The 22954-nt window shown below is 75.2% G+C and carries 21 protein-coding genes; 12 read left to right on the top strand and 9 right to left on the bottom strand.

What is annotated here, in order from left to right:
* Positions 1-94: 94 nt before the first annotated feature.
* Complete coding sequence (locus ABD879_RS02665; protein ID WP_345017027.1) at positions 95-898, bottom strand: hypothetical protein; 804 nt, start codon at positions 896-898, stop codon at positions 95-97.
* A gap of 366 nt (positions 899-1264) precedes the next feature.
* Here ABD879_RS02665 and ABD879_RS02660 point away from each other — a divergent pair, with 366 nt between their 5' ends.
* On the top strand, positions 1265-1747 hold the full coding sequence (locus ABD879_RS02660; RefSeq protein ID WP_067910339.1) for a CarD family transcriptional regulator: 483 nt from the start codon (positions 1265-1267) through the stop codon (positions 1745-1747).
* Between the two features lie 22 nt (positions 1748-1769).
* The gene (gene ispF / locus ABD879_RS02655) at positions 1770-2240 is read left to right on the top strand and encodes a 2-C-methyl-D-erythritol 2,4-cyclodiphosphate synthase (RefSeq protein ID WP_345017092.1); all 471 of its coding nucleotides are present in this window, start codon (positions 1770-1772) and stop codon (positions 2238-2240) included.
* Positions 2241-2562: 322 nt separating this feature from the next.
* On the opposite strand, the gene ABD879_RS02650 is transcribed toward ispF, so the two are convergent.
* On the bottom strand, positions 2563-3543 hold the full coding sequence (locus tag ABD879_RS02650; RefSeq protein ID WP_345017025.1) for a hypothetical protein: 981 nt from the start codon (positions 3541-3543) through the stop codon (positions 2563-2565).
* A gap of 190 nt (positions 3544-3733) precedes the next feature.
* On the opposite strand from ABD879_RS02650, the gene ABD879_RS02645 reads away from it, so the two are divergent.
* Positions 3734-4510, top strand: coding sequence for a DUF6585 family protein (locus tag ABD879_RS02645; protein ID WP_345017023.1), 777 nt, complete (start codon positions 3734-3736; stop codon positions 4508-4510).
* On the opposite strand, the gene ABD879_RS02640 is transcribed toward ABD879_RS02645, so the two are convergent.
* The gene (locus tag ABD879_RS02640; protein ID WP_345017021.1) at positions 4511-6154 is read right to left on the bottom strand and encodes an LCP family protein; all 1644 of its coding nucleotides are present in this window, start codon (positions 6152-6154) and stop codon (positions 4511-4513) included. It lies immediately after the preceding gene.
* A 281-nt stretch (positions 6155-6435) separates the two neighbouring features.
* Between ABD879_RS02640 and ABD879_RS02635 the strand changes: the two genes are divergently transcribed.
* Entirely contained in the window at positions 6436-7611 is a 1176-nt protein-coding gene (locus ABD879_RS02635; RefSeq protein ID WP_345017020.1) for a glycosyltransferase family 2 protein, read from the top strand.
* A 133-nt stretch (positions 7612-7744) separates the two neighbouring features.
* Positions 7745-8575, top strand: coding sequence for a hypothetical protein (locus ABD879_RS02630; protein WP_345017019.1), 831 nt, complete (start codon positions 7745-7747; stop codon positions 8573-8575).
* Between the two features lie 15 nt (positions 8576-8590).
* Here the strand turns inward: ABD879_RS02630 and ABD879_RS02625 are convergent, their stop codons facing one another.
* Both ABD879_RS02625 and ispD read right to left on the bottom strand, forming a co-directional pair.
* Positions 8591-9376, bottom strand: coding sequence for a glycerophosphodiester phosphodiesterase (locus tag ABD879_RS02625; RefSeq protein ID WP_345017017.1), 786 nt, complete (start codon positions 9374-9376; stop codon positions 8591-8593).
* Entirely contained in the window at positions 9373-10158 is a 786-nt protein-coding gene (ispD, locus tag ABD879_RS02620; protein ID WP_345017015.1) for a 2-C-methyl-D-erythritol 4-phosphate cytidylyltransferase, read from the bottom strand. The genes ABD879_RS02625 and ispD overlap by 4 nt, the downstream gene beginning before the upstream one ends.
* 154 nt (positions 10159-10312) lie before the next feature.
* On the opposite strand from ispD, the gene ABD879_RS02615 reads away from it, so the two are divergent.
* The 6 genes from ABD879_RS02615 to ABD879_RS02590 all read left to right on the top strand — a co-directional run bounded on the left by ABD879_RS02615 (position 10313) and on the right by ABD879_RS02590 (position 16096).
* Positions 10313-11821: a CDP-alcohol phosphatidyltransferase family protein gene (locus ABD879_RS02615; protein ID WP_345017013.1), complete on the top strand. Its 1509-nt coding sequence runs from the start codon at positions 10313-10315 to the stop codon at positions 11819-11821.
* On the top strand, positions 11818-12453 hold the full coding sequence (locus ABD879_RS02610) for a DUF5941 domain-containing protein (RefSeq protein ID WP_345017010.1): 636 nt from the start codon (positions 11818-11820) through the stop codon (positions 12451-12453). The genes ABD879_RS02615 and ABD879_RS02610 overlap by 4 nt, the downstream gene beginning before the upstream one ends.
* Entirely contained in the window at positions 12450-13181 is a 732-nt protein-coding gene (locus tag ABD879_RS02605) for a phosphocholine cytidylyltransferase family protein (RefSeq protein ID WP_345017008.1), read from the top strand. The genes ABD879_RS02610 and ABD879_RS02605 overlap by 4 nt, the downstream gene beginning before the upstream one ends.
* Before the next feature lie 93 nt (positions 13182-13274).
* Complete coding sequence (locus ABD879_RS02600; protein ID WP_345017090.1) at positions 13275-14330, top strand: iron-containing alcohol dehydrogenase family protein; 1056 nt, start codon at positions 13275-13277, stop codon at positions 14328-14330.
* Positions 14320-15147: a CDP-alcohol phosphatidyltransferase family protein gene (locus tag ABD879_RS02595; protein ID WP_345017006.1), complete on the top strand. Its 828-nt coding sequence runs from the start codon at positions 14320-14322 to the stop codon at positions 15145-15147. The genes ABD879_RS02600 and ABD879_RS02595 overlap by 11 nt, the downstream gene beginning before the upstream one ends.
* A gap of 94 nt (positions 15148-15241) precedes the next feature.
* Positions 15242-16096 (top strand): glycosyltransferase family 2 protein, encoded by an 855-nt coding sequence (locus ABD879_RS02590; RefSeq protein WP_345017088.1) that lies wholly within the window; start codon positions 15242-15244, stop codon positions 16094-16096.
* Between the two features lie 21 nt (positions 16097-16117).
* On the opposite strand, the gene ABD879_RS02585 is transcribed toward ABD879_RS02590, so the two are convergent.
* From ABD879_RS02585 to ABD879_RS02570, 4 genes are all read right to left on the bottom strand, one after another.
* Positions 16118-18652 carry a HelD family protein gene (locus ABD879_RS02585; protein ID WP_345017004.1) on the bottom strand — a complete coding sequence of 845 codons (2535 nt, stop codon included), beginning with the start codon at positions 18650-18652 and terminating at the stop codon, positions 16118-16120.
* A 152-nt stretch (positions 18653-18804) separates the two neighbouring features.
* Positions 18805-19539, bottom strand: a complete 735-nt coding sequence (locus ABD879_RS02580; protein ID WP_345017002.1) for an acetoacetate decarboxylase family protein — start codon at positions 19537-19539, stop codon at positions 18805-18807.
* A 21-nt stretch (positions 19540-19560) separates the two neighbouring features.
* Entirely contained in the window at positions 19561-20064 is a 504-nt protein-coding gene (locus ABD879_RS02575; RefSeq protein WP_345017000.1) for an SRPBCC family protein, read from the bottom strand.
* A gap of 87 nt (positions 20065-20151) precedes the next feature.
* Positions 20152-20763, bottom strand: a complete 612-nt coding sequence (locus ABD879_RS02570; protein ID WP_345016998.1) for an HD domain-containing protein — start codon at positions 20761-20763, stop codon at positions 20152-20154.
* A 109-nt stretch (positions 20764-20872) separates the two neighbouring features.
* Between ABD879_RS02570 and ABD879_RS02565 the strand changes: the two genes are divergently transcribed.
* A complete protein-coding gene (locus ABD879_RS02565; protein ID WP_345016996.1) occupies positions 20873-22906 on the top strand; it encodes an outer membrane protein assembly factor BamB family protein in 2034 nt (677 codons plus the stop codon).
* The last annotated feature ends 48 nt before the right edge of the window (positions 22907-22954 follow it).

Genomic DNA, 22954 nt, shown 5'->3' with positions numbered 1-22954 from the left:
TAGCGAGGTCCCGCAGGTGACTGCGTTCTGGGGGTCCCTTCGGCGTGGATCGCCTCGTCGGCGGCCCGGCGTCACGCCCCCGACACGCCCGGCGCTACGCCAGGGCCTTGATCTTGTCGGTCAGATCCGCGCCCGGCTGCGGCGAGTGCAGCACCCCGGCGACGACGCCGTCCGGCGCGACGAGGACGGCGGTCGGCGCTGCGGCCGGTGCGGCGGACGCCCCCGCGGAGCCGGACGCGGCCGCCGCCGGGCCCGGGGACGCCGCGGGCGGGGCGTAGGTGCCGGACAGGACGTTGCCGGTGTCCTCCACGAGCACCGCCGTGCCGTGGTGGGCGGCCCCGGCCAGCTGGCGCAGCCGCCGCACGGCCTCCTCCGGCTTGCTCTTGTCGGCGCGGCGGTCGGCGGTGAGCCAGAACCGCAGCTCGAACTCCTGGGTGCGGGCCGCCAGTTCGGCCACCAGGGCCTCGCAGCGGCACTCCGGCGGCGCGATGAGGATCACCCCGGGGCGCAGGTCGCGCAGCGGGATCGGGACGCGCTCGCGGCCGATCAGCGCGACCCGGGCGTCCGGCAGGTGGCCGCCGACCCGGCCGGGGGCGGCGGTGGGGTGCGGGGCCAGCATGGGCGTGCTGGGACGCGGCGTCGGACGCGGCCCGAACACCGTCATCAGCACCCCGCTGGCCAGCGCGACCAGCAGCGCGCCCGCGATGATCGGGATCACGATGCCGTACCGGGTGAACGGGCGGGTCAGCCGCCGGATCCGCTCGCGCCGCCGCCGCTGGCGCTCCTCGCGGCGGTAGGCGATGACGTCGCGATCGAGCTCGCGGGCGTCGTCGGGCACCACGACGTCGACAGGAGGCAGCCCGTAGTCGTCGGGCTCGGGGTCGCCGTCTGGCCTCACGCCGCACCTCACATCCTCGGTCGCCGTGTCCAGGGACGGTCGCCCGTGCCGAGCGCTCGCCCCTCGTGCCCCATTTCTTCCGTGTCGGGCGCTTCGTACCCGCGCGGCCCGGCATGTTCACCTCCCAGTATGAGCCGCCCGGGCCGGGACGGCAGGGGGTTGCCGTGCGCCGTCCGGGTCGATGCCCGAGGTGCGATCTTGCGGATCCCGGCCCGGCTTTCGTTGCCGGTATGGCCGGTCATGCATCTTTCACGACCTTTGTCAAGGCCCCAATTAAGGGGTTGACCTGCGCATTTGTCCTTAAGGTCGGTGCGGCCACCGACGGGTCCGTGCTACCCTTGTTCTAGCGGAAGGGGTACTTGTCACATGACTTTCCAGGTCGGCGACACCGTCGTCTACCCCCACCATGGGGCTGCTCGGATCGAGGCCATCGAGACTCGCACCATCAAGGGTGAGGAAAAGACCTATCTGGTCTTGAAGGTCGACAAGGGCGACCTGACAGTGCAGGTTCCAGTGGAGAACGTCGAAGAGGTCGGCGTTCGCGATGTCGTGGGCCAAGAAGGTCTGGAGAAGGTGTTCGAGGTGCTGCGCGCACCCTACACCGAGGAGCCGACCAACTGGTCGCGGCGCTACAAGGCGAACCTGGAGAAGCTCGCGTCCGGTGACGTCAACAAGGTCGCCGAGGTCGTGCGCGACCTGTGGCGGCGCGACAAGGAGCGCGGACTGTCGGCCGGTGAGAAGCGGATGCTCGCCAAGGCCAGGCAGATCCTGGTCAGCGAGCTCGCGCTGGCCGAGAAGACCAACGAGGACAAGGCCGAGGCCCTGCTGGACGAGGTGCTGGCCAGCTGAGGTGACCGCCAAGTCCCCACGGGTGGGCGTCGGAACCGACGTCCACCCGTTCGCTTCCACGGACCGGCCGATGCGGCTCGCCGGGCTCGACTGGCCCGGTGAGGGCCCCGGCCTGGCCGGGCACTCCGACGGCGACGTCGCCGCGCACGCCGCGTGCGACGCCCTGCTGTCGGCATGCGGCCTGGGCGACCTCGGCGCCGTGTTCGGCACCGACGACCCGCGCTGGTCCGGCGCCTCCGGCGTCGACCTGCTGCAGGAGGTGGCGCGCCGCGTCGACGAGGCCGGCTACACGATCGGCAACGTGGCCGTCCAGATCATCGGCAACCGCCCCAAGGTGGGCCGCCGCCGCGCCGAGGCCGAGAAGATCCTCACCGAGGCACTGGGCGGCGCCCCCGTCAGCCTCTCGGCCACCACCACCGACGGCCTGGGCCTGACCGGCCGAGGCGAAGGTCTGGCCGCCATCGCCACCGCCCTGGTCTTCCCCCGCGCCTGACCCCGGCCACCCCCAACACCACCCCAACACCGACCCCAACACCAAGGCCACGCCCGGCCGACGCCTGGCCCCCCAAGGCCTGGCCCCCCAAGGGCGACAACCGCCAACCCCAAGGTCCCCCAGGCACGCGCCACCCCAGGGCGGCTCTCCACGCCGGGAGAACCCTGCTCGGAGCTCGGTCAGTGCGCCTGCGGTTGGCCCACCGGGCGGCTGGTCCCATGACCGTTGAGCGGGCCGGTGGCGTCCGTCGGCCGGGCCCGCTTCCAACCCGCCCGGCTCCACTGCGTACGCGTCGACCCGGGGCGCGCGCTTGCTCTGCGGCCTATGGGTTGTCAGGGGCGCGGTCGGGATCGCCGGGCGGGGTGGGGGAGCTGCGGAGCGAGCCTGACGGCGGGTCCCAGTCCCAGATGGGGAGGTCCGCGGCGCGGCCCGCGTCGCCGTTGGGCTCGGCCTCCTTTGCGGGGGTGAACGCGTGCGCGGTGGCGGACGTGTCGTCCCCGGCGTCGGGGTCTTCGGCACGGTCGACGAGGGTCAGGTCGGCGTCCTCGTCCGGGGCGGGGATCTCCACCGTTTTCGCTGCGGCTTCCGGCTCCGGCTGAGGCTCCGGCTCGGATTCGGGCTCGGGCTCGGGGGCGGGTTCGGGCTTTAGGGCCGGGCGGGCGGCGGCGGGCATGGGGACGGTCAGCTTCGGGGCGGGCTCGTCCCTGGGGGGCGGGTCCAGTTGCTCGGACGCGGCCGCGGCGGCGGGAGGCGCGAAGGACTGGGGCGCGGGCTCGTCCCAGGGGATGGGAGGCGGCTCCACGGGCGCGGGCGCGGCGGGCTCCGACCCTTCGGCGGGCGCGGGGCGGCGGCTTCCGGCGCGGGCCTGGCGCAGCATGGTCAGCCACAGCCAGACGCCGACGATGAGCACGGCCTCGGGCGCGATCGCGACACCCGCGCGCAACCGGTCGCCCGGCAGGGACGCCAGGCCCCAGACGGCGTGCTGCACGCCGAGCGCGGCCATGCCCGCCAGCAGCGCGGCCAGCAGCGTCCAGCGGACGAACCGCGACCACCAGCGCGCGTGCCGGGCGACCACCAGCGACAGGATGACCACCACGACCAGCACGTCGGTCATGACCGGATAGGCCCAGGCCCAGCGGCGCGGCACGCGTCCGGCCAGTGCCGCATCGCGCAGCACGTCGTAGGTGAGGACGAAGGCGCAGGCGGCGAGCGCGGCGACGGCGAGGCCGGCGGCCGCGGCGAGCAGGCGCCGCAGGACCGTGCCGCGGGGAGCGTCCGGCTGGCCGGAGCGATCAGTGGACATGTGGGGCTCGTCTCGGGGCGTGGACCGGGTCGGTGGACGGACCGGCCCGGCGGGGGCCGGGCGGCCCTTCCCATCTTCGCGAGCATCGGCGCGGACCGGGTGCGTCACACGCGGGGACCGCCCTGACCGGGCCGGTGATTTCCGCCCGCCTCGTTGGGGTAGGCGGTTATTTGTGCCCTTCCCTTCGCCCGTGCTGGAACAGGCGGCCCGCAGGGAGCTCGGCGAGCCGATCCGCGCCTTCGACGCCCGCGGCGCCCGGCGTCGCGCACTGGCCCGCCCGGTCCTGTCAGCGGCGGCGGCCGCCGCGTTCGCCGCCCTGGCCGTGGCGGCCCTGAGCAGCGACCGGCTGTTAGCCGGCGCGCCCGCCGCCCTGTCCGCCCTCGTCTGCCTCTACTACGCCGACTGGACGCTCCGCAGAGCCGCCGGAGCCCCGCGCCGCATCGGAACCCCACGCGTCCTCTACCTGTTCGTCCACGGGCTCGTGGTCGACGAACACAGGCGCCTGGCCACCTACCACTGGAACGAGCTGACCGCCGTCACCGTGTCGGGGGTGCAGAGCGCGGAGGGGGCGTCCACCCGGTGGCGGGTGACGGTCACGGCCGCCGACGGCCGCGAGATCACCCTGGGCGACGGCACACCGGACGCCGGGGTGCTCGGCGAGATCGTCTCCGCCGAGGTGACCACGCGCGCCGTGCCCCGGCTCATGGCCGCGATCGAGGCGCGCGAACACGTCCGGCTCGGGCCGTTCACGCTCGGCCCGCACGGCATCGACAAGGACGGCGAGCGGCTGCCCTGGCCGTCGGTCGCCGAGGCCGGCATCGACAACGGCGTGGTGTACGCGCGCGACGCCGACGGCCTGGTCGAGATGACCGCCCTGGCCGCGCGCGTGCCCAACGCGGTGGCGTTCGTGGAGGTGTGCCGCCGCGTCCGGGACGGCCGCCACGACGACGGCGACCTCGTCCACTGACTACTTGCAGAGTTTCTGGGTGGCGGTGCCGGTCTCGATCGCCGTTTCGGTGGGGCTGGGGGAGGGCGACGGGGAGGAGATCTTCACGCGCTTGGCGCCGTCCCAGTCGGCGCCCACCATGATCTGCACGCGCGAGCCCAGCGACGACACCTTGCGCAGCTTGGCGTCCGGGATGGCGGCGGCGACGGTCTTGGCCTCCTTCGCCGCGTCCGGGCCGTACTGGATCTGCGTCGTCTGCAGTCCGCGCCGCGCCACGCCCGGCACCACCGTCACCGGGAAGCCGACGCGGCGCAGCTCGCCCCCCGCCCGCGTGGCCAGGCCCGGGGTGCCGATCGCGTTGAGCACCCGCAGCGGGATCTCGTCCGGCGGGACGGTCGGCCCGTCGGTCCGCGTGGGGCTGGGCGCGGCCGACCGGCTCGGCGACGGCGAGGCCAGCGGCTGGTCGCGGTTGAGGCGCTGGAACAGCTCGCGGGCGCGCCGCTGGTCCCACAGCACCGTCGACTGGGGCTGCGCCGAGTTCCACAGGGTGACGTTGTAGTCCTGGTCGGCCAGCGGGACCTTGGCGAAGGTGACGTGGTCGGTGGACAGGTCCTTCATCTGGTCGGCGAGCTTGGGCATGTTCTCGGCCAGGTCCTCGTCGACCCGCAGCGACTTGAGCGCGGCGTTCAGAAAGCGCGTCGACTTGACCGGGTCGCTGAGCGTGCGGGTGCTGAGCGCCTGCTTCAGCATCGACGCCATGAACCGCTGCTGCCGGTCGATGCGGCCGAGGTCGCTGCCGCCGGTCAGGGAGTAGCGGGCGCGGGCGTAGCCGAGCGCCTTCAGGCCGTTCAAATGCGAGGTGCCCGCCGGCAGCACCAGCCCGCTCTTGCGGTCGTTGATGGGCTCCTCGGTGCACACGTCGACGCCGCCGAGCGCGTCCACCATGTTGATGAACCCGTAGAAGTTGACCTCGACGTAGTGGTCGATGGACACGCCGGTGGTCCGCTTGACCGTGGCGACGGTGAGGTCGGGCCCGCCGAACTGGTACGCCCACGTCAGCTTGCCGGGACGCGCCGGGACGAAGGCGCCCTTGGCCCCCTCCGAGCCGTTGGAGCGATGCGCGGGGATCGTCACGTACGAGTCGCGCGGCAGGTTCACCACGGTGACGCGGTCGTGGTCGCGGGACACGTGCACCAGCATCAGCGTGTCGGACCGCTCGCCGGGCTCGTGCCCCAGCCGCGCCGCCTTCTGCTGCGCGCGGGTCAGGCCCTCGCGCCGGTCGACCCCCGCCACCAGCACGGTCATGGCGCCCTTGGGGCCGTCCTTGTCGAGCCCGCCGACCTTCACCCGGTTGATGGCGTCGCTGACGTAGTTCTGGAACGCCCACGCGCCGCCCGAGGTCAGCAGCACGAACGTCGACATCGCCCCGGTCACCATGAGGAAGCGGCGCTGCCGCCGTGCGCTGACGGCCGCGCGGGGGCTGAGCCCGGGGCCGGGGCGGCGCGGGCCGCGCGGCCCGTCCACCGCGACGCGGGGAGCGGGCACGCCCTCGACGGTGACGCCGTCGATCTCCTCGTCGTCGTCGGCCTCGCCGCCGGACGGCCGGTCCGCGGGCCGCGGCCGGAAGTACCGTTCGAGCGGGTCGCTGTCGCGATCGTCCCTCATGCTGGCTCTGCCATCCTGGCCGCCGCCTCCCGAAGCCTCATCGACGCCTGGCCGCCCGTCGCGCCGTAAGTGCCGCGAACGTTCCCCACTTTAAAGTGGGGGACACCGGTCCGTTCGCTACCTCAGGTTCGTGTCCTTGGAGTAACGTGGCGCCGTCTTGACCTCCTCCCCGGCGGCCGCACTCGCCCAAGGGTGTCGTGAGCTGCGTCATGAACGAGCGAGCAAGAGAGGAAGGGGGGCTCTCCCCGGCCGACGGCCGGGGCTCGGCCCACGAGCCCAGAATGAAATCGTCTCCCCACGCGCACAGCACCGACGAGCAGCACACCGTGCACGCGACCGATCCGGACTCCGGCCGCGGACCCGTCTGGGACGCCGGCCGCGGTCCCGGCGGTGCGGGCGATACCGGCCGCGCCGCCGACCGCGACCCGGGCCCCGGCGAGCCGCCCGCCGTGTCGTCCGCCGAGTCCGACCGCACCTGGCCCGCGGTGTCGGTGGTCATGCCGGTGCTGAACGAAGAGCGGCATCTGGCCGACGCGGTCCGGCGCATCCTGTCGCAGGACTATCCCGGCGAGCTGGAACTGGTGCTGGCCATCGGGCCGTCCCGGGACCGCACGGAGGAGATCGCGCAGCAGCTCGCCGCCGAGGACCCGCGCGTCGTGGTGGTGCCCAACCCCACCGGCCGCACCCCGCAGGGCCTCAACATCGCCATCAAGGCGTCGCAGTACTCCATCATCGTCCGCGTGGACGGCCATTCCCTGCTGCCGCCCGACTACGTGCGGGTGGCGGTGGAGACCATGGAGGAGACCGGCGCCGACAACGTCGGCGGCATCATGGCGGCCGAGGGCATCACCCCGTTCGAGAAGGCGGTGGCCCGGGCCATGACGTCCAAGATCGGCGTGGGCAACGCCCGGTTCCACACCGGCGGCGAGCCCGGCGACGTCGAGACCGTCTACCTGGGCACGTTCCGGCGCAGCGCGCTGGAGCGCGTCGGCGGCTACGACGAGACGTTCGTGCGGGCCCAGGACTGGGAGATGAACCACCGCATCCGGCAGACCGGCGGCCGGATCTACTTCACCCCGCGCATGCGCGTCACCTACCGGCCCCGGCCGAACCTGCGCGCGCTGGCCAAGCAGTACTACCACACCGGCCGCTGGCGCCGCGTGGTCGGCCGCGAGCACCAGGGCACGCTCAGCCTGCGCTACCTGGCCCCGCCGATGGCGGTGCTGGCGATGGCCGCGGGCGCGGTGGCCGGGGCGTTCGGGTTCTGGCCGGGCTGGCTGGTGCCGGGCGCGTACGCGGCGGGCATCGTGGCCGGCGCGATCGTGGAGGGCCGCGGCCTGCCGGTGTCGGCCTGGGTGCGGCTGCCGCTGGTGTACGCCACCATGCACATCAGCTGGGGGATCGGCTTCCTCACCAGCCCGCCCGGCCTGGGGCAGACCTCCGCCGCCAAGTCGTAGCCGCCAAGTCATAGCCGCCGAGTCGCAGCCGCCGCGTTGCAGGGGCACGCGAACTGCGCTGGTCACGGCCACGTCTCACCGATACGTTGGGGGCGGCCAGGTGGGCGCCGCCCACCGCCGAGGGGAGGTGGCCATGACCGGCGGAGCGCGCCACGGGATCGGCGCGGGGATCGGCATCGTCGGCACACCGGTGCTGTTCGCATTGCTGATCTTCGGCACCGAACGTCTGATCTTCCAGTACCGGTACGTCGTCTCGTACCTGTACCGGGACGGGCTCGCCAGGCCGGGCACCCTGTTCGGGGCGCTGCTGTTGCTGCTGCTCGCGGCGGGTGTCGCGGCCCTGGTGGCGACCCGCGTCTCGCCGGTGGCCTCGCTGATCCCGGGCGCGGTGTTCACCCTGTACGGGCTGCTGTGGGCGGTGCTGCCGGGCCGCGCCGTCCGCATGTCGGATCTGCCGGTGCTCGACAGGCAGTACGAAGTGGCCCTGTCGCAGGCCGGCTCCATGGGAGTGACGCTGCTGATCGGCGCCATCCTGGTGGCGGGCTCGGTGATCCCGTCGCGGTGGCGGGCCGCGCCCGCGTCGGGGCCCGGCCGTCCGGCGCAGCCGTACGGGCCGGCCTTCGCGGCGCCGGGCCAGCCCGCCTCCTACGGCGCCCAACCGGGCCCGTACGGCTCCCAGCCCGCCGCCCAGCCCGGCCCGTGGGGGCAGGGGCCGCAGCAGCAGTGGCAGCAGCCTCAGCCCGGTCGGCCGCAATCCCCGTACGGGCAGCCCCAGCCGCAGCACGGGTCCGACCCGTCGCCCGGCGGCGCGCGGCAGGACAGGCCGCAGGACCCGGCTGCACCCGCGTCCGGAAAGGACGAGGGGGCGGCGCCCCGCTCCGGCTCCACGCCCGGTGACGACGAGCCCGGCGAGTGGACGCGCATGTACGGCGGCGGCGACGACCGGCCGCCGCCGCCCGCCTAAGCCGGTTCGAGCCGATCAAGCCGGTGCGGCGCCGTCCAGTGCGGCGACGACGCCCGGGACGTCGTTGACGACCACGGCGTCCACCCCCGCCTCGGCGTAGACCGGGGCCGTCCCGGCCGTCGGGCACCACGCCAGCACCTCGAGGCCCGCCTTGTGCGCCACGTCCACGCAGTGCTCCAGCGGACGCAGCCGCGAGTCGGGGTGCTCGAACCCGCACGACCCGGTGTGCAGGCCGACCGCCTGCACGCCCAGGCCCGACGCGGCCGGGATCGCGTGCCACAGCGGGAAGCGCAGCCACGTCAGCAGGCCCACCGCCAGCTCGGGCAGGTTCTCGCGCAGGTACAGCAGCAGCGACGGGTCGAACGAGGTCACCAGCAGCGGACGGCGGCGGGCCTCGCGGCGCAGCACCGGCACCAGCAGCGCGCCGGTGCGCCGGGACGGCGGATCGACCGCGTCCTCCAGGATCGTCTTGACGTCCACGTCCACCGGCACGCCCGGCGGCAGCGCGTCGAACACCTCGGCCAGCAGCGGCAGCCCGCATTCGGCGGCCGCCGTGTCGACCAGGAACGCGCCGTCGGCGGTGGTCGGGTCGTGCCGCAGCACCAGCTCGTCGTCGGCGGTGCGGGTCACGTCGATCTCGACCCAGGACGCGCCCGCGTCCAGCGCGGCCAGCAGCGACTCCAGGGTGTTCTCGGCCAGGGCGCGGGGGGCCGGCCCGGCGCCGTCCGCGCCGGGCGGCGTGACGTGCCCCGAGCCCAGGCCGCGATGACCGATGACGGTGGGCGGATTCTCGAAGATCACTTGTGCTCCGGGGGATCGGCGGCTTCCTGCTCGGCGTTCTGCCCGGTGCCGCGCCCGGCGACGCGCGCGGCGATGTGCTCGGCGATGTGCTCGGCCAGCGCGATGTCCAGCGGGTGGGTGACCTTGAGGTTGTGCTCGCTGCCCTCCACCACCCGGATCGGCACGTCGGGAAGGTAGCGGTGCACCACCCCGCAGTCGTCGGTGGCGACCAGGCCGGGGTCGGCCAGCGCCAGCTCGTACGCCTTGCGGACGGTCCCGAGCCGGAAGCCCTGCGGGGTCTGGAAGCGCACCAGCGTCGACCGGGGCGGCATGTCGGCGACCAGCCCGTCGCGGACGGCCACGATCGTGTCGGAGGAGGGCACGCCCACCGCCACCGCGTCGTGGTCGGCCAGCGCCGCCAGCGTCCGGTCGATCACCCCGCGGTCCACGAACGGGCGGGCCGCGTCGTGGAACAGCACGCGGGTGTCGTCGGGGCGGTCGGCCAGCGCGGTCAGCGCGGCGGCGGTGGACGCGGTGCGCGTGTCCCCGCCCTCGATCACACCCGTGACCTTGCGGAACGGCGCGGCCAGCGCGGCGGCCTCGCGCAGGTGCCCGGCCGCCATCACCACCAGCACCTCCGCCACGCCCGGATGGCCGTCGAACGCCGCGATCGCGTGCGCCAGGATGGGCCGCCCGCCGACCTCCAGCAGCTGCTTGGGCCGGTCGGCGCCCAGCCGCGCGCCGACCCCGCCCGCGAGCACCACCGCCACCGTCCGGGGCGCGGTGCCTGTCGCGGTGTCCACCGTCAATGTGACCTCTCACTCCGTGGTCATGCCGCTACGCTGGGCAACCGTCCGGGCCGGGGCCGGTGTCGCGCTCGCCGGCCCGGCGCCGCGCGACGCCCGCGCGGTGCGCATCCCTTCTCCTACCCTGTCGCGACGCGATCCGGAGGCGCCGATGACCGTGGCGGTGATCATGGCGACCGGGTGGGACGGCGGCGGCCCGGACCCGGGCCCCGCGGCCGTCCTGCCCTGCGGAGGCGATCCCCGCCGGACCGCCGGGGCGGCCGGCGAGCCGCCCACGCTCCTGACGCGCCTGTGCGAGCAGCTGGCAAGGCTCAACGTACCGGATCCGGTCATCGTCACCCGGCCCGAAATGGCGCCCGCTCTGCATAAGGACGGGCACTTCGTGGTGGAATCGCCGGACCCGGCCGCCGACCTGCAGGAGATCGCCCGGGTCGCCGAGCGCGCCGACGGGCCGCTGCTGCTTCTGCCGGGCGACGTGGTGATCGGCGCCGAGCTGCTGCGCCGCCTGCTGCTGGACGGCGACGGCGCCCCGGCCGCGGCCGTCACCGTGCCGCGCGACGCGGGACACGGCACCGTGCCGGTGCGCCGCTACGACGGCTGGATCATGTCGGCCGGGTCGCCCTACCACCGGGTGACCGCGCCCGACGCCGCCTCGCCCGGCGTGCTGCGGGTGGCCGCCGACCGCACCGGCGACCTCGCCGCGCTCGCCGCGCGGCTGGCGAACCTGCTGCGGGACGCCCGCGCCCTGCCCCTGGCCGTCGCCGAGCCCGAGGCGGCCCACCTGCTGCTCGTGGGCCTGGTGCGGACGGGCGTGCCCGTGCGCGACTGCGGCGACCCGCGCCTGCCCTGCCCGCGCGTGCAGGACGCGGAGGCCGCCGTCGCCGCCTGCGACGCCGTACGCAATGCCGACGAGCGGAAGGTGCGGCTCGCCGCGGCCGTCAAACGCGACGACGGGCCGTTCGCCACCTTCGCGGTCGCCCCCTACAGCCCCCGCCTGGTGCGGTGGGCGGCCCGCCGGGGGCTGACGCCGATCACCGTGACGTGGATGTCGCTGGGCCTGGCGGTCCTGGCGGCGGTCTGGTTCGCCGCGGGCACCCGCGCGGGCATGGTCGCGGGCGCCGCGCTGCTGTACGCGGCGTTCGTACTGGACTGCGTGGACGGCCAGCTCGCCCGCTACACCCGCCGCCGCACCGCCCTCGGCGCCTGGCTCGACGTCGTCCTCGACCGCGTAAAGGAGTACGGCGTACTCGCCGGGCTGGCGGCGGGCGCCGTCGCCGCCGGGCACGGTGCCGGCGGGATGTGGGGGCTGGCGATCGCGGCGATGACCCTGCAGACCGTCCGGCACGCGCTCGACCACTCGTTCGCGTCGCGTCCGCCCGGCCCCGGTCGGCGGCCGCTGCCCCGGCGCACCCTGCCCTTGACGGCCCCCGACGACGGGCCGATCGAGCGCCGCCCGGTGTCCGGGAGGGCCAAGCGCTGGGCCGGGAAGGCCGCCGCGCTCCCGCACGGGGAGCGGGTCGCGCTCATCGCCGTGACGGCGGCGCTGTCCGACGCGCGCGTGACGTTCGTCGCGTTGCTCGCCTGGGGCGGCCTGGCCCTCGTCCACCGGCTCGCCGCCCGGGTGCTCGCCGTGCGCGGGAGGAAGGTGATCGCGCGATGACGACGACGGCGATCCAGGTCGCGGACGCCCGCGTCCCCGTCCCGCCGCGCCTGCTGCGCGACGACGGCCCGATCTGCCTGACGCTGGCCAGGCTGGCCCGGGGCCGGCTGCCGCCGCTGCCCGGCGTCCTGGCCGCCGCCGCCCTCGGCGCGGTGCTGATGACGGCCGGTCTCGGCGCGCACCGGGGCCCGGCGCTCTTCCTCCCGGTGGCGGTGGTGCTGCTGACGGGAGCGGCAGCGACACATCCGCATAACGGGCGGTTCGACTGGCTTGTCCCGCCCGTGCTGCGCGCTATCGAGTATGGTTACCTGGCCGGACTGGGGCTCGCGCAGGGTGTGCCGGCACCGCTGGTGTACGTGCTGCTCGCGGTTCTGGCCTACCACCACTACGACACCGTGTACCGCACCCGGCTGGGGCTGCGGCCGGGCGCCTGGGTGCTCCGGGCCGGTCTCGGCTGGGAGGGCCGCATGCTGGTCGTGGCGGCGGCGGGCCTGGCCGGGCCGCTCCCGTTCGCGTACCCCGCGCTGGCCGCCTACCTTGGCGTGTTGTTCGCGGGCGAGAGCCTCACGACCTGGTCGCGGACCGGGCGCGACAGCGGCGTGATCGTCGACCTGGAGGAAGAGGAATCATGATCGGCATGGTGCTGGCGGCGGGCGCCGGACGCAGGCTGCGGCCGTACACCGACACGCTGCCCAAGGCCCTGGTCCCGGTGGACGGTGACACCGCCATCCTGGACATCTCCCTGGGCAACCTGAGCGCGGTCGGGCTGACCGACGTCGTGATCGTCGTCGGCTACCGCGCCGAGGCGGTCGAGACCCGCAAGGCCGACCTGGAGCGCCGGTACGGCGTGTCGATCACCCTCGTCCACAACGACAAGGCCGAGGAGTGGAACAACGCCTACTCCCTGTGGCTGGCCCGCGAGCACTTCTCCAAGGGCGTCCTCCTCGTCAACGGCGACACCGTGCACCCGGTGAGCGTGGAGAAGACGCTACTGGCCGGTCGGGGGCCGGACATCCTGCTCGCGGTGGACAACGTGAAAACTCTGGCCGACGAGGAGATGAAGGTCACCCTCGACGAGCAGGGGAACCTGGCCCGCATCACCAAGCTGATGGACCCGGCCGAGGCGTACGGCGAGTACATCGGCGCCACCCTCATCGAGCCCGCCGCCGCCGGGCCGCTGGCCGACGCGCTGCAGGCCACCTGGGAGCGCGACCCCGACCTGTACTACGAGGACGGCTACCAGGAGCTGGTCAACCGGGGCGGCCGCATCGGCGTGGCCCCGATCGGCGCCGTGGAGTGGGTCGAGGTCGACAACCACGACGACCTGGCCAAGGCCCGCCGGATCGCCGCCGCCTACTGACCCCGGGCTCCCGCCGCGTCGCGGTATCCCTGCCCCTCCCCTCCGCCGTACGGGACGACCGAGCGAGGAACGCACATGCCTCTGCTGACGCGGATGCTCACCGCGCCGCTGTCCATCGACGTCCGCCGCGGGGCCGTGGCCGCCCTGGGCGATCTGCTGGCCGACCGCCGCATCGCCACCGAGGGCCGGGTCGCGATCGCCGTGGGCCCCGGCCAGGGCGACCAGATCGCCGAGCAGGTGCGGCCCTCGCTGGAGGACTGCGAGCTGTTCCGGGTGGAGGGCGGCACCGTCGACGCGGCGGTCAGCCTCGGCTCCAAGCTGCGCGGCGGGTCCTACGAGGCGGTGGTCGGCATCGGCGGCGGCCGCACCATCGACGCCACCAAGTACGCCGCCACGCTCGCCGGCATCCCCATGGTGTCGGTGGCCACCAACCTGTCCCACGACGGCATCTGCTCCCCGGTCGCCTCCCTGGAGCACGACAAGGGCAAGGGCTCGTTCGGCGTCGTCATGCCGCTGGCGATGATCGTCGATCTGGACTACGTGCGGGCCGCGCCGCAGCGGCTGGTGCGCGCGGGCATCGGCGACGTGGTCAGCAACCTGTCGGCGGTCGACGACTGGCTGCTGGCCGCCGAGGCGTGCGGCGAGCCGGTCGACCGGCTGGCGCTGACGCTGGCCCGCACCGCCGCCGAGGCGCTGCTCAACCAGCCCGGCTCGGTGGAGTCCGACCGGTTCCTCACCGTTCTGGCCGAGGGACTCGTACTGTCCGGCATGGCCATGTCCTTCGCCGGCTCGTCGCGGCCCTCGAGCGGCGGCGACCACGAGATCCTGCACGCCATCGACCAGCTGTTCCCCGGCACCGCCAACCACGGCGAGCTGGCCGGGATCGGCGCGGCCTTCTGCTACCACCTGCGCGCCGCGCACACCGGGACGGGCGCCGACCGGCTCGCCGAGATCATGGCCTGCCTGGAGCGGCACGGGCTGCCCCGGCTGCCCGGCGACGTCGGGCTGACCGTCGAGCAGTTCGCCGAGGCCGTCGCGTACGCCCCCCGCACCCGGCCCGGCCGCTATACGATCCTGGAGCATCTCGGCCTCGACAAGGGCGCGATCCTCAAGGCGGTTGAAGAATATGTCCAAGCCCATGGAGGCTGAGCTGCCCGCCGACGCCCACCGGCCGTCCCGCAGCATGGCGACGGTCGCGGACGTGCGGCGCTACGGGCAGCCGCCCGGCCTCAAGGAGCGGCGCAACGAGGAGCACTGGGCCGGGCGCCTGTACATGCGCTCGCTGTCGCCGTACTTCGCCTGGCTGTTCCTGCGGCTGGGGTTCACCCCCAACCAGCTGACCTACCTGATGATGGTCTGCGGCGTGGCCGCCGGGGTCGTGGTGTCGCTGCCGGTCGAGCCGCTGTGGACGGCGCTCGGCGGCGCCCTGCTGATCCAGGCGTACCTGCTGCTGGACTGCGTGGACGGCGAGGTCGCCCGCTACCTGCGGCAGACGTCGGTGACCGGGGTGTTCCTGGACCGCATCGGCCACTACCTGTCGGAGGTGGCGCTGCTGATCGGCCTGGGGTACGCCGCGCAGGGCGGCTGGCGCACCGGCGGCTACGCCGAGCTGGGCCTGCTGGCCGCGGTGGGCGCCGCGCTGATCAAGGCCGAGACCGACAACGTGGTGGTGGCGCGGGCCAAGTCGGGCCTGGCCGCCGACCCGGCGGGCGGCGACCGGGCGCTGCGGCCCCGCTCCACCGGCATGGCGCTGGCCCGGCAGGCCGCGTCCATGCTGCGCTTCCACCGCATCATCGGCGCGGTGGAGCTGTCCCTGCTGATCCTGGCCGCCACCGTGCTGGACACGGTGCTGGGCACCGAGACCCCGGCCGCGGTCCGGGTGCTGACCGTGGCCGTGGCGGTCGTCGCGGTCGTGCAGACGCTGCTGCATTTGGTGAGCATTCTGGCTTCTCGGAGGCTTCGGTGACGGCTACCTGGACGGGGGCACTGTGACCCAGGGCGAACGGACTGTCGAACCCCGCGCCGGCGGGGACCTGTCGCTGAGCGTCGTCGTGCTCACCATGGGCAACCGGCCCGAGGAGCTCGCCCGCGCGGTGCGCAGCGCCCTCGACCAGGAGCATGTGGACGTCGAGGTCGTCCTGGTCGGCAACGGCGTGTCCGGGGACTGGTGGCCCGGCGACGACGAGGTCTTCGACGACAAGCGCGTGCAGCTGATCCGCCTGCCGACCAACGTGGGCATCCCGGCCGGCCGCAACCGCGGTGTGGAGGCCTCCAGCGGCGACGTGATCCTTTTCCTGGACGACGACGGGTGGTACCGTTCGCCGCGGCTGGGTGCGCACGTGCGCGACCGCTTCTCCGCCGAGCCCGACCTCGGGATCATCTCCTTCCGCGTCCGCGATCCCGAGGGCGGACGCGGAGAGCGGCGGCACGTGCCCCGGCTGCGTGCGGGCGACCCCGAGCGGTCGTCGGAGGTGACGACGTTCCTGGGCGGCGCCTGCGCGGTCCGCCGCGCCGCGTTCGACGCCGGGGGCGGGCTGCCGGAGGACTTCTTCTACGCCCACGAGGAGACCGACCTGGCCTGGCAGGTCCTCAACGCGGGCTACCGCATCGTCTACGACGCGTCCGCGGTGATGTACCACCCGGCGGTGCTGCCGACCCGGCACGCGATGTTCTACCGCTACAACGCCCGCAACCGGGTGTGGCTGGCCCGCCGCAACCTGCCGTGGCCGCTGGCGCTGACCTACGTGGCCGTGTGGGTGGGCATGACGGTGCTGCGCGAACGCAAGCCGAGCGCGCTCAAGCCCTGGTTCAAGGGCTTCTTCGAGGGGTGGCGCAAGCCCGCGGGCCGCCGCCGCCCCATCTCCTGGCGCACCGCCTGGCGCATGACCCGCGCGGGCCGCCCCCCGATCATCTGACCGCCACCCGGCGTCCGGTGGTCATTCGGCGGGCCGGCCGCCGGTCAGGGCGTCGCGCCACTGCGGGCTGGTGGTCAGCACGGTCAGCCGCTGGGTGGCGCGGGACACCGCGACGTACAGGACGCGCAGGCCGCGCGGCGACTGGGCGGCGACGGTCTCCGGCGCGACGATCACGGCCGCGTCGAACTCCAGGCCCTTGGCCTCCAGGACGTCCAGGACCTGCACGCGTTCGGGGAAGCCCGCGGCCAGGCGGGCGCGGTCGGCGGCGCTCCACGACGCGGCGCCGGCCTGCTCGCCGGCGTCCGGCGCGTCGGTGAGCGGGAGGGCGGTCTGGCCCTCCTCGGGCCGGTCCCGCAGCTCCAGCGGCACGATCAGCCCGATCGTGCCCTCCACCTGCGTGAGCAGTTCCGCGACGGCGGCGCGGGCGGAGGAGATCAGCTCGGGGCCGGGCACCACGCGCACGACCGGGTCGATGCCCGAGGTGCGCACCGCGCGGGCCGGGCGGGCGTCGGGCAGGGCCAGCGCCAGCACCCGGGACGCCACGGCGGCGATCTCGGTGGAGTTGCGGTAGTTGGTGGTCAGCTCGTACTCGTAGCGGGCCCGGGCGGCGGGCTTGCGGGGGCGCCGCCGGGACGGCGAGCGGCCGCGCCGGGAAGAGGACCTGGCGGGCTTCTCGACGCCGAGCGCGGCGTCCATGGCCTCGCGGGCGGCGTCCAGGTCCTCCCAGGCGCTCTGCGCGGGGTCCTCGACGATCGTCCAGCTCGCGTGCCGGCCCCGGCGGCCGAGCATGCGCCACTGCATGGGCGACAGGTCCTGGGCCTCGTCCACCACGATGTGGGCGTACTCGGGACGCTCCTCGACCACCTCGTCGTCGACCCGGCGGGCCTGCTCCAGGCGCTCGATGGACGTGGTGAGCTCCTGCAGCTCCGGCTCCCACGCATCGTCGGCGACCTGCTCGCCGGTCAGGATGTTGACGCCGTCGACGGCGAACGGGTCGTCCTCGGCGGCGGCGCGGCGCCGGGCCGGCGGGCGGGGCGGGGAGCCGAGCAGCGCGTCCAGCTCGTCCAGCAGCGCGATGTCCTGGTAGGTCAGCACGGGCTCGCCCGCGGAATCCGAAGGCCCCAGGGCCGCCGCCCACGCCTCGGCGAGCCGGGCGACGGCGTCGCGGTCCAGGTCGCGGCCCGCCGCGCGGCGCAGGCGGTCCGGTTCGCCCAGCGAGCGCAGCACGTCCAGCGGACGCCGCAGCGGCCACCAGGCGAGCAGGAACCGGGTGAACTCGGGCTGCTCGCGGACGCGGGCGTCGAACTGCTCGCGCGGGGTGCCGCGGTCGCCGGAGCGGGCGCGGCGGGCGGCCGGGGCGTCGCCCTCGTCGAGGGCGGCCAGGCCGTCGGCGGCCAGCAGCGCGTTCCACAGGCCCGCGTCGGCCTCCTGCGCCCGGGCGGCGTCCTCCGGGCCGCCGAGGGCGCTGTAGCGCTCCCACAGCGCGTCCAGCAGCGCCTCGGCGGCGCGGGCGCGGGCGGCGTTGACCGACCCGCGGCTGCGCCGGTGCAGGTCGGCGCGCAGCCGGTCGAGCCGGGCCCGGTCGAGCCGGACGACCACGCCCTTGTGCACGACGCGCAGCTCGTCGGGCGCGCCGGGCGGATGGTCGGTGACGGCGCGGCGCAGCACCCGGGCCATCACCGCCGAGCCCTTGATCCGGGCCAGCTCGGGGGAGTCGTGGGTGCGGGCCGACACGCCGTCCACCAGGTCGCCGAGGGACCGCAGCGCCGCCGACTCCTCCCCGAGGGACGGCAGGACCCGCTCGATGTAGGCGGTGAACCGCCGGTTGGGGCCGACCACCAGCACGCCGCGCGAACCGAACCGCCGCCGGTGCCGGAACAGCAGGTAGGCGACGCGGTGCAGGGCGACGGCGGTCTTGCCGGTGCCGGGGGCGCCGCGCACCAGCACGGTGCCGTCGGCGGGGGCGCGGATCACCTCGTCCTGTTCGCGCTGGATGGTGGCCACGATGTCGCGCATGGCGCCCTCGCGGGTGCGGGCGAGGGAGGCCAGGAACGCGCCGTCGCCGACCACCACCAGGCCGTCGGCGGCGGACGGGTCGAGCAGGTCGTCCTCCAGGTCCACCACCGTGTGGCCGCGCGAGTGCAGGACGCGGCGGCGCACCACGCCGCGCGGGTCCTCGGGGGTGGCGCGGTAGAAGTCCTCGGCGGCGGGCGCCCGCCAGTCGATGACCAGCGAGTCGTGGTCGCGGGTGCGCACGCCGATGCGGCCGATGTAGCGGACCTCCCTGCTGCTCAGGTCGAGGCGCCCGAACACCAGCCCGTCGTCGGCGACGTCGAGGGCCTGGGCGCGCAGCGCCGCCTGGTGCACCATGGCGTCCCGGTCGACCAGCGAGCCCTTGGTGCCCGCCAGCGCCTGCCGGTAGCCCTCGCGCAGCATGGCCCTGGCGTCCTCGCGCATCTCCTCCAGCCGCGCGTACGCCCGGTCGACGTACCGCTGCTCGGCGGCGATCTCCTGGTCCTTGACCGTCTCGGTGGCCTTGGCGGACCCATTCGTCACCGGGGACGACATTCCGGGCTGCTCCCTCGCGACCTGCGCTGACCTGCTGCCTCGCCGAGGTGCTCGGCGGTGCGCCCCCAAGGGGCGAAAGAGACAGCTTACGCGGTCGCGGCCCCGGACCGCGGCACGCGGTGATCAGGCGGCGGGGCGGTTCAGGCGGTCACCTCTTCGGCGGCGTCGAACGCCATGGTCATGTGCGGGATGACGCCGCTGCTCAGCGCGGGGGCGCGGGGCAGGCCGAGGGCGCGCAGCTCGTCGGCCACGGGGTGGTCGCCGAGCCTGACCCGGGCGCCGCCGGGCCGTAGCCGCAGCCTGGACGGCGACACCGTCCAGGGGATGCGGCGGGTGACGCCGTCCAGGCACGAGTAGGCGTCCAGGCGGGGCGCCGCGCGGCCGCCGGGGAGCCCGGTGGGGACGGGCAGGCCGGGCTTGACGGCCAGTTCGATCGCGGTGCGGCCGTCGAACCGCACGGCGCACCGCTTGATCCGGCTGGTGAGGTGCATGGGGATGTCGGCCAGGACCTTGGGGAAGCCCCAGATGGACCGGCCCGCGTCCAAGGTGAACTCCTGGTCGACCGGCAGCCAGTGGATGAACGCCGCCACGCGCGTAAGGCGGCCCCCGGAGGCGCCGGGGGAGCGGACGAGGAAGGCGACGGCGAACTCGTGGTACCGGCCGAGGTCGCCGTCGGAGTACCGGACGAACGCCAGCGAGCAGACCGCCCGGCCCGGCAGCGGCCGGGCCACCGCCAGCCCGGAGTAGGCGATCAGGTTCTGGGCCGGGCCCGCCGGGACGGCGAACGTCGCCGAGGCCACGGCGGCGTCCCGGACCCGCACGGGCAGGGCGACCCGTTCCCCGCGGATCACATGGACGTCGGCGGCGGTGCTCACACCACTAAGTAGAACAGGTTCTCATTCTGTTGTCACCCCGCCGGACAGCGCGGCCGCGATGCGCTCCAGCGTCCGGCGCATGCCGCGCCGGTTGACCTCGGCGCGCCGCTCGGCGGGCACGCCGGTGAACACCCGGCCCAGCAGCGATACGAACCCGGCCCCGCGCTGGTCGCGGCGCAGGTCGTGCCAGTACTCGGTGAGCCGGGTGGAGTTCTCGCCGACCGCCTCCACCCGGTAGCCCCACAGCGCCACCGGGATCCCGAAGCTCGACACCCGGAACGCGAACACCTCGCCGGGCACCGACGCCGTCACCTCGCAGGTGGTGAACCACACCCGCCAGCCGATCCGGTTGAAGCCGACGAACCGGGTGCCCTCGCCGGCCGGCCCGCGGCCGCCGCGCACCCGCACCGCGAACAGCTCCGGGCTCCACTCGGGCATCCGCCGCGGGTCGGCCACCGCCTCCCACACCGCGCCGGCGGCGGCGTCGACCAGCACGCTCTCCTCGGCCACCCACTCGCGTTCCATGCCCCGATGATCCCGCACCGCGGGCCCCGCCGGCGGACGCGGGGCCCTGCCGCCGGGCGCGGCGCCGGGGGTGCGGGCCGGGTCCGGTCAGCGCAGGTGGGCGAAGCGGGCCCGCCAGGTGGCGTACCATTCGGCGAACCACGGGTCGCCGCGGGTCGGCAGTTCGGCCAGCGGGACGATGTAGGTGCAGGTCTCGGCGTAGTAGCGGCGCTGGAAGTCGGGCGGCATCCGGTCCAGGGTCTGGACGTTGCTGGCGCGGTCGGCGAGCTTGACCAGGATCGCCTCGCGCGGGGCGTCGCGCAGGCGGCGCAGGTAGGCGGTCTTGGCGGCGCGCCTGGCCTGGCGGCCGAGCCCGTCGGAGGGCGGCTTGGTCACCCACTCGACCAGCTCGCCCACCCACGGGCCGAACTCGGCCTCCACGTCGCGGGCGGTGGCGCCGGTGTCCTCCACCACGTCGTGCAGCAGCGCGGCGGCCAGGATGAACGCGTCGGTCACGCCGCGTCCGCGCACCAGGACCTCGACGGCCTCCAGCAGGTGCTCCAGGTAGGGGGCGCCGGTGGGCCGGGTCTGGTCGCCGTGCCAGCGCTGCGCGGCGGCCGCGGCCCGGTCGAGCACGGCCAGGTCGCCGGGGGCGGCGCCGGACTCGGCGATGGCCGCGCGGGCCTGGTCCCACGTTCGCCACGTGGTGAACAGTTCCACCGGGATCTCCGTTCTGGCCGGGCTGTGTCGCGCGGGGGGCGCGGGACACGGCATGGTGTGAGACGGTCTTGCAGCACAGTACGTGACGGCGGAAGGAGGCGGCACGGGCGTGGGCGGCAGGCGGTTCGGCGGGCGCCGGCGGGCGGCGGTCGGCGTCGTCTGCGGCGTGCTGGTCGTGGCCGTCTGCGGGGCGCTGGTGGTGCGGGCCGTCACCCGCGCCGAGTGGTGGCAGGTGCGGCACAGCGTCACCGCCGTGCCCGTCTCGCCCCTGGCGGACGTCGGCCCCCCGCCCGGTCCGCTGGCGACGAGCTGGCAGCAGTCGGCACCGGTGCACCGGGGCCCGCTGGCCGGGTACAACAGCGTGGCGTTCGAGGTGGCCTACGGCCAGGCGGTGCTGGCCTCGGGCGGCGGCCTGGACGTCCGCGACGCCCGTACCGGCGCCGCACGCTGGAGCTACCGGCGAATGGGCTGGACGATGCTCGGCTGGGCGGCCACCGGCACGCGGCTGGTCGGCTACTTCGAACGCGACGGCGACCGCGGCGAGCGGATGATGGTGGGCTTCGACGCGCTGTCGGGCGCCGAGCTGTGGCGGCAGTCCGGCGAGACGCCCGCCTCGGTGGCCCGCACCACGCTGCGCTGGCCCGCCGGCTCGGACACCGTGCTCACCACCGACCGCGACCGCCGCGTCCTGTACGGGCGGTCGGCCGCCAACGGCACCCGGCTGTGGACGCAGCGGCTCCCGGCGGGCTGCCGGCTGTTCGAGGGCGCCGCGCACGCCTCCGGCTCGGTGGAGAAGACGGCGGTCCTGGCCCTGGAGTGCGGCAAGGGCCCGAGCCGCCTGATCGCGGTCCGGCCGGACACCGGCGCCGTGCGCTGGACGCGCTCCCTGGAGTCGGCGGAGGCCCCCGAGGTGACGGTGCTGGACGGCGTCACGCTCGCCGACGACGGCACGGCGCTGCGCGCCTACCGCGAGAACGGCGACCGGCTCGCCGAGTGGTCCGGCGAGAACGTGTGCGACGACGCCGTCTGCCCGGCCGTGGTCGCCGGCGACCGCCTGGTCGTGGCGTACCGGCCGGACGGCGCGCGCCGGGGCGAGCGGCGGCTGGAGGCGGTCGAGACGTCGTCGGGGCAGGCGGCCTGGCACCGCGACGCCCCCGAGTACGCGGCGCTGGCCGCGGCGGGCGGCCGGATCTACGCGCTGCGGCCCCGGCTGTCGAGCGCGCTGCTGCCCGCCGGGGTGGACGTCGTCGACCCCGGCGACGGCGCCACCCAGACGGTCGCGGCGCCGTTCGCCATGGACCCGGAGCTGGACGGGGCGCGGCCCTGGCTGGCGGCGGCGGGCGGGCTGCTGTACGCGGGCGTGCCCACCGCGACGCCGCGTCCCGGAGGCGCGGCCCGGCTGGTGGCGCTGCGCGGCGGGTCGGCCGGGCCGGGCCCCGCCGAGCTGGGCGGCACCCCGGCGGCCGACTGGCCGGACGCCTGCGCGCTGCTGAAGCGGCCCGACCTGCTGGCCGCCCGGCTGGATCCCGGCAGCGCCCGCCCCGAGAGCGACCGGATCGGCGAGCAGAGGCTGCCGCATGCGGTGAGCTGCACCTACCGGGCGCCGGAGCAGGAGGGGCTGCCGGAGGTCCCGCCGCTGACCGTCGCGCCGTCCGGCGGACCCGCCGAGCAGCCCTCCGGCGCCCCGGCGGAGCCGTCGGCCCCGGCGTCCCCGAAACGCAGCGGCTCTGCGTCACCGAGCGCGAGCGCCTCCGGCGGGAAGAGCCCCGGCCCCGGAGGGGCCGGCGGCAGCCCCACCCCCGAGCCCAGCGACAGCGGCACAGGGACCGGCGACGACGAGTGGGGCGCCCGCAGCCTCACCGTGACCGTCAAGTGGGTGGCGCCCACCGGGCAGGCCGCGTCGGCGCTGATGGAGTCGCTGCGGGCGGTCCAGTCCCAGGCGCGGCGGCGCACCGACATCGGCGGGGACGAGGCGTACGAGCTGGGTCCCACGGCCGGGACGATCGCCGTGCGGGTCGATCGCTACATCGTCGTGGTCACCGCCGCCCGCCCGCTCGGCGCGGCCAGCAGGCTGGCGCGCGCCGTGGCCGTCGGGCTGACCGGGGGAGCGGGGGGCTCCCCGCAGCCGTCCTCCTCGTCGTGACCCGTCTTCGTCGCAGCTCGTCGTGCACCGCGGCCAGGGACGGCGTTC

The organism is Actinomadura keratinilytica (assembly GCF_039539665.1).
Classification (GTDB): Bacteria; Actinomycetota; Actinomycetes; order Streptosporangiales; family Streptosporangiaceae; genus Spirillospora; species Spirillospora keratinilytica.
This window is presented reverse-complemented; position numbering and strand designations above follow the sequence as displayed.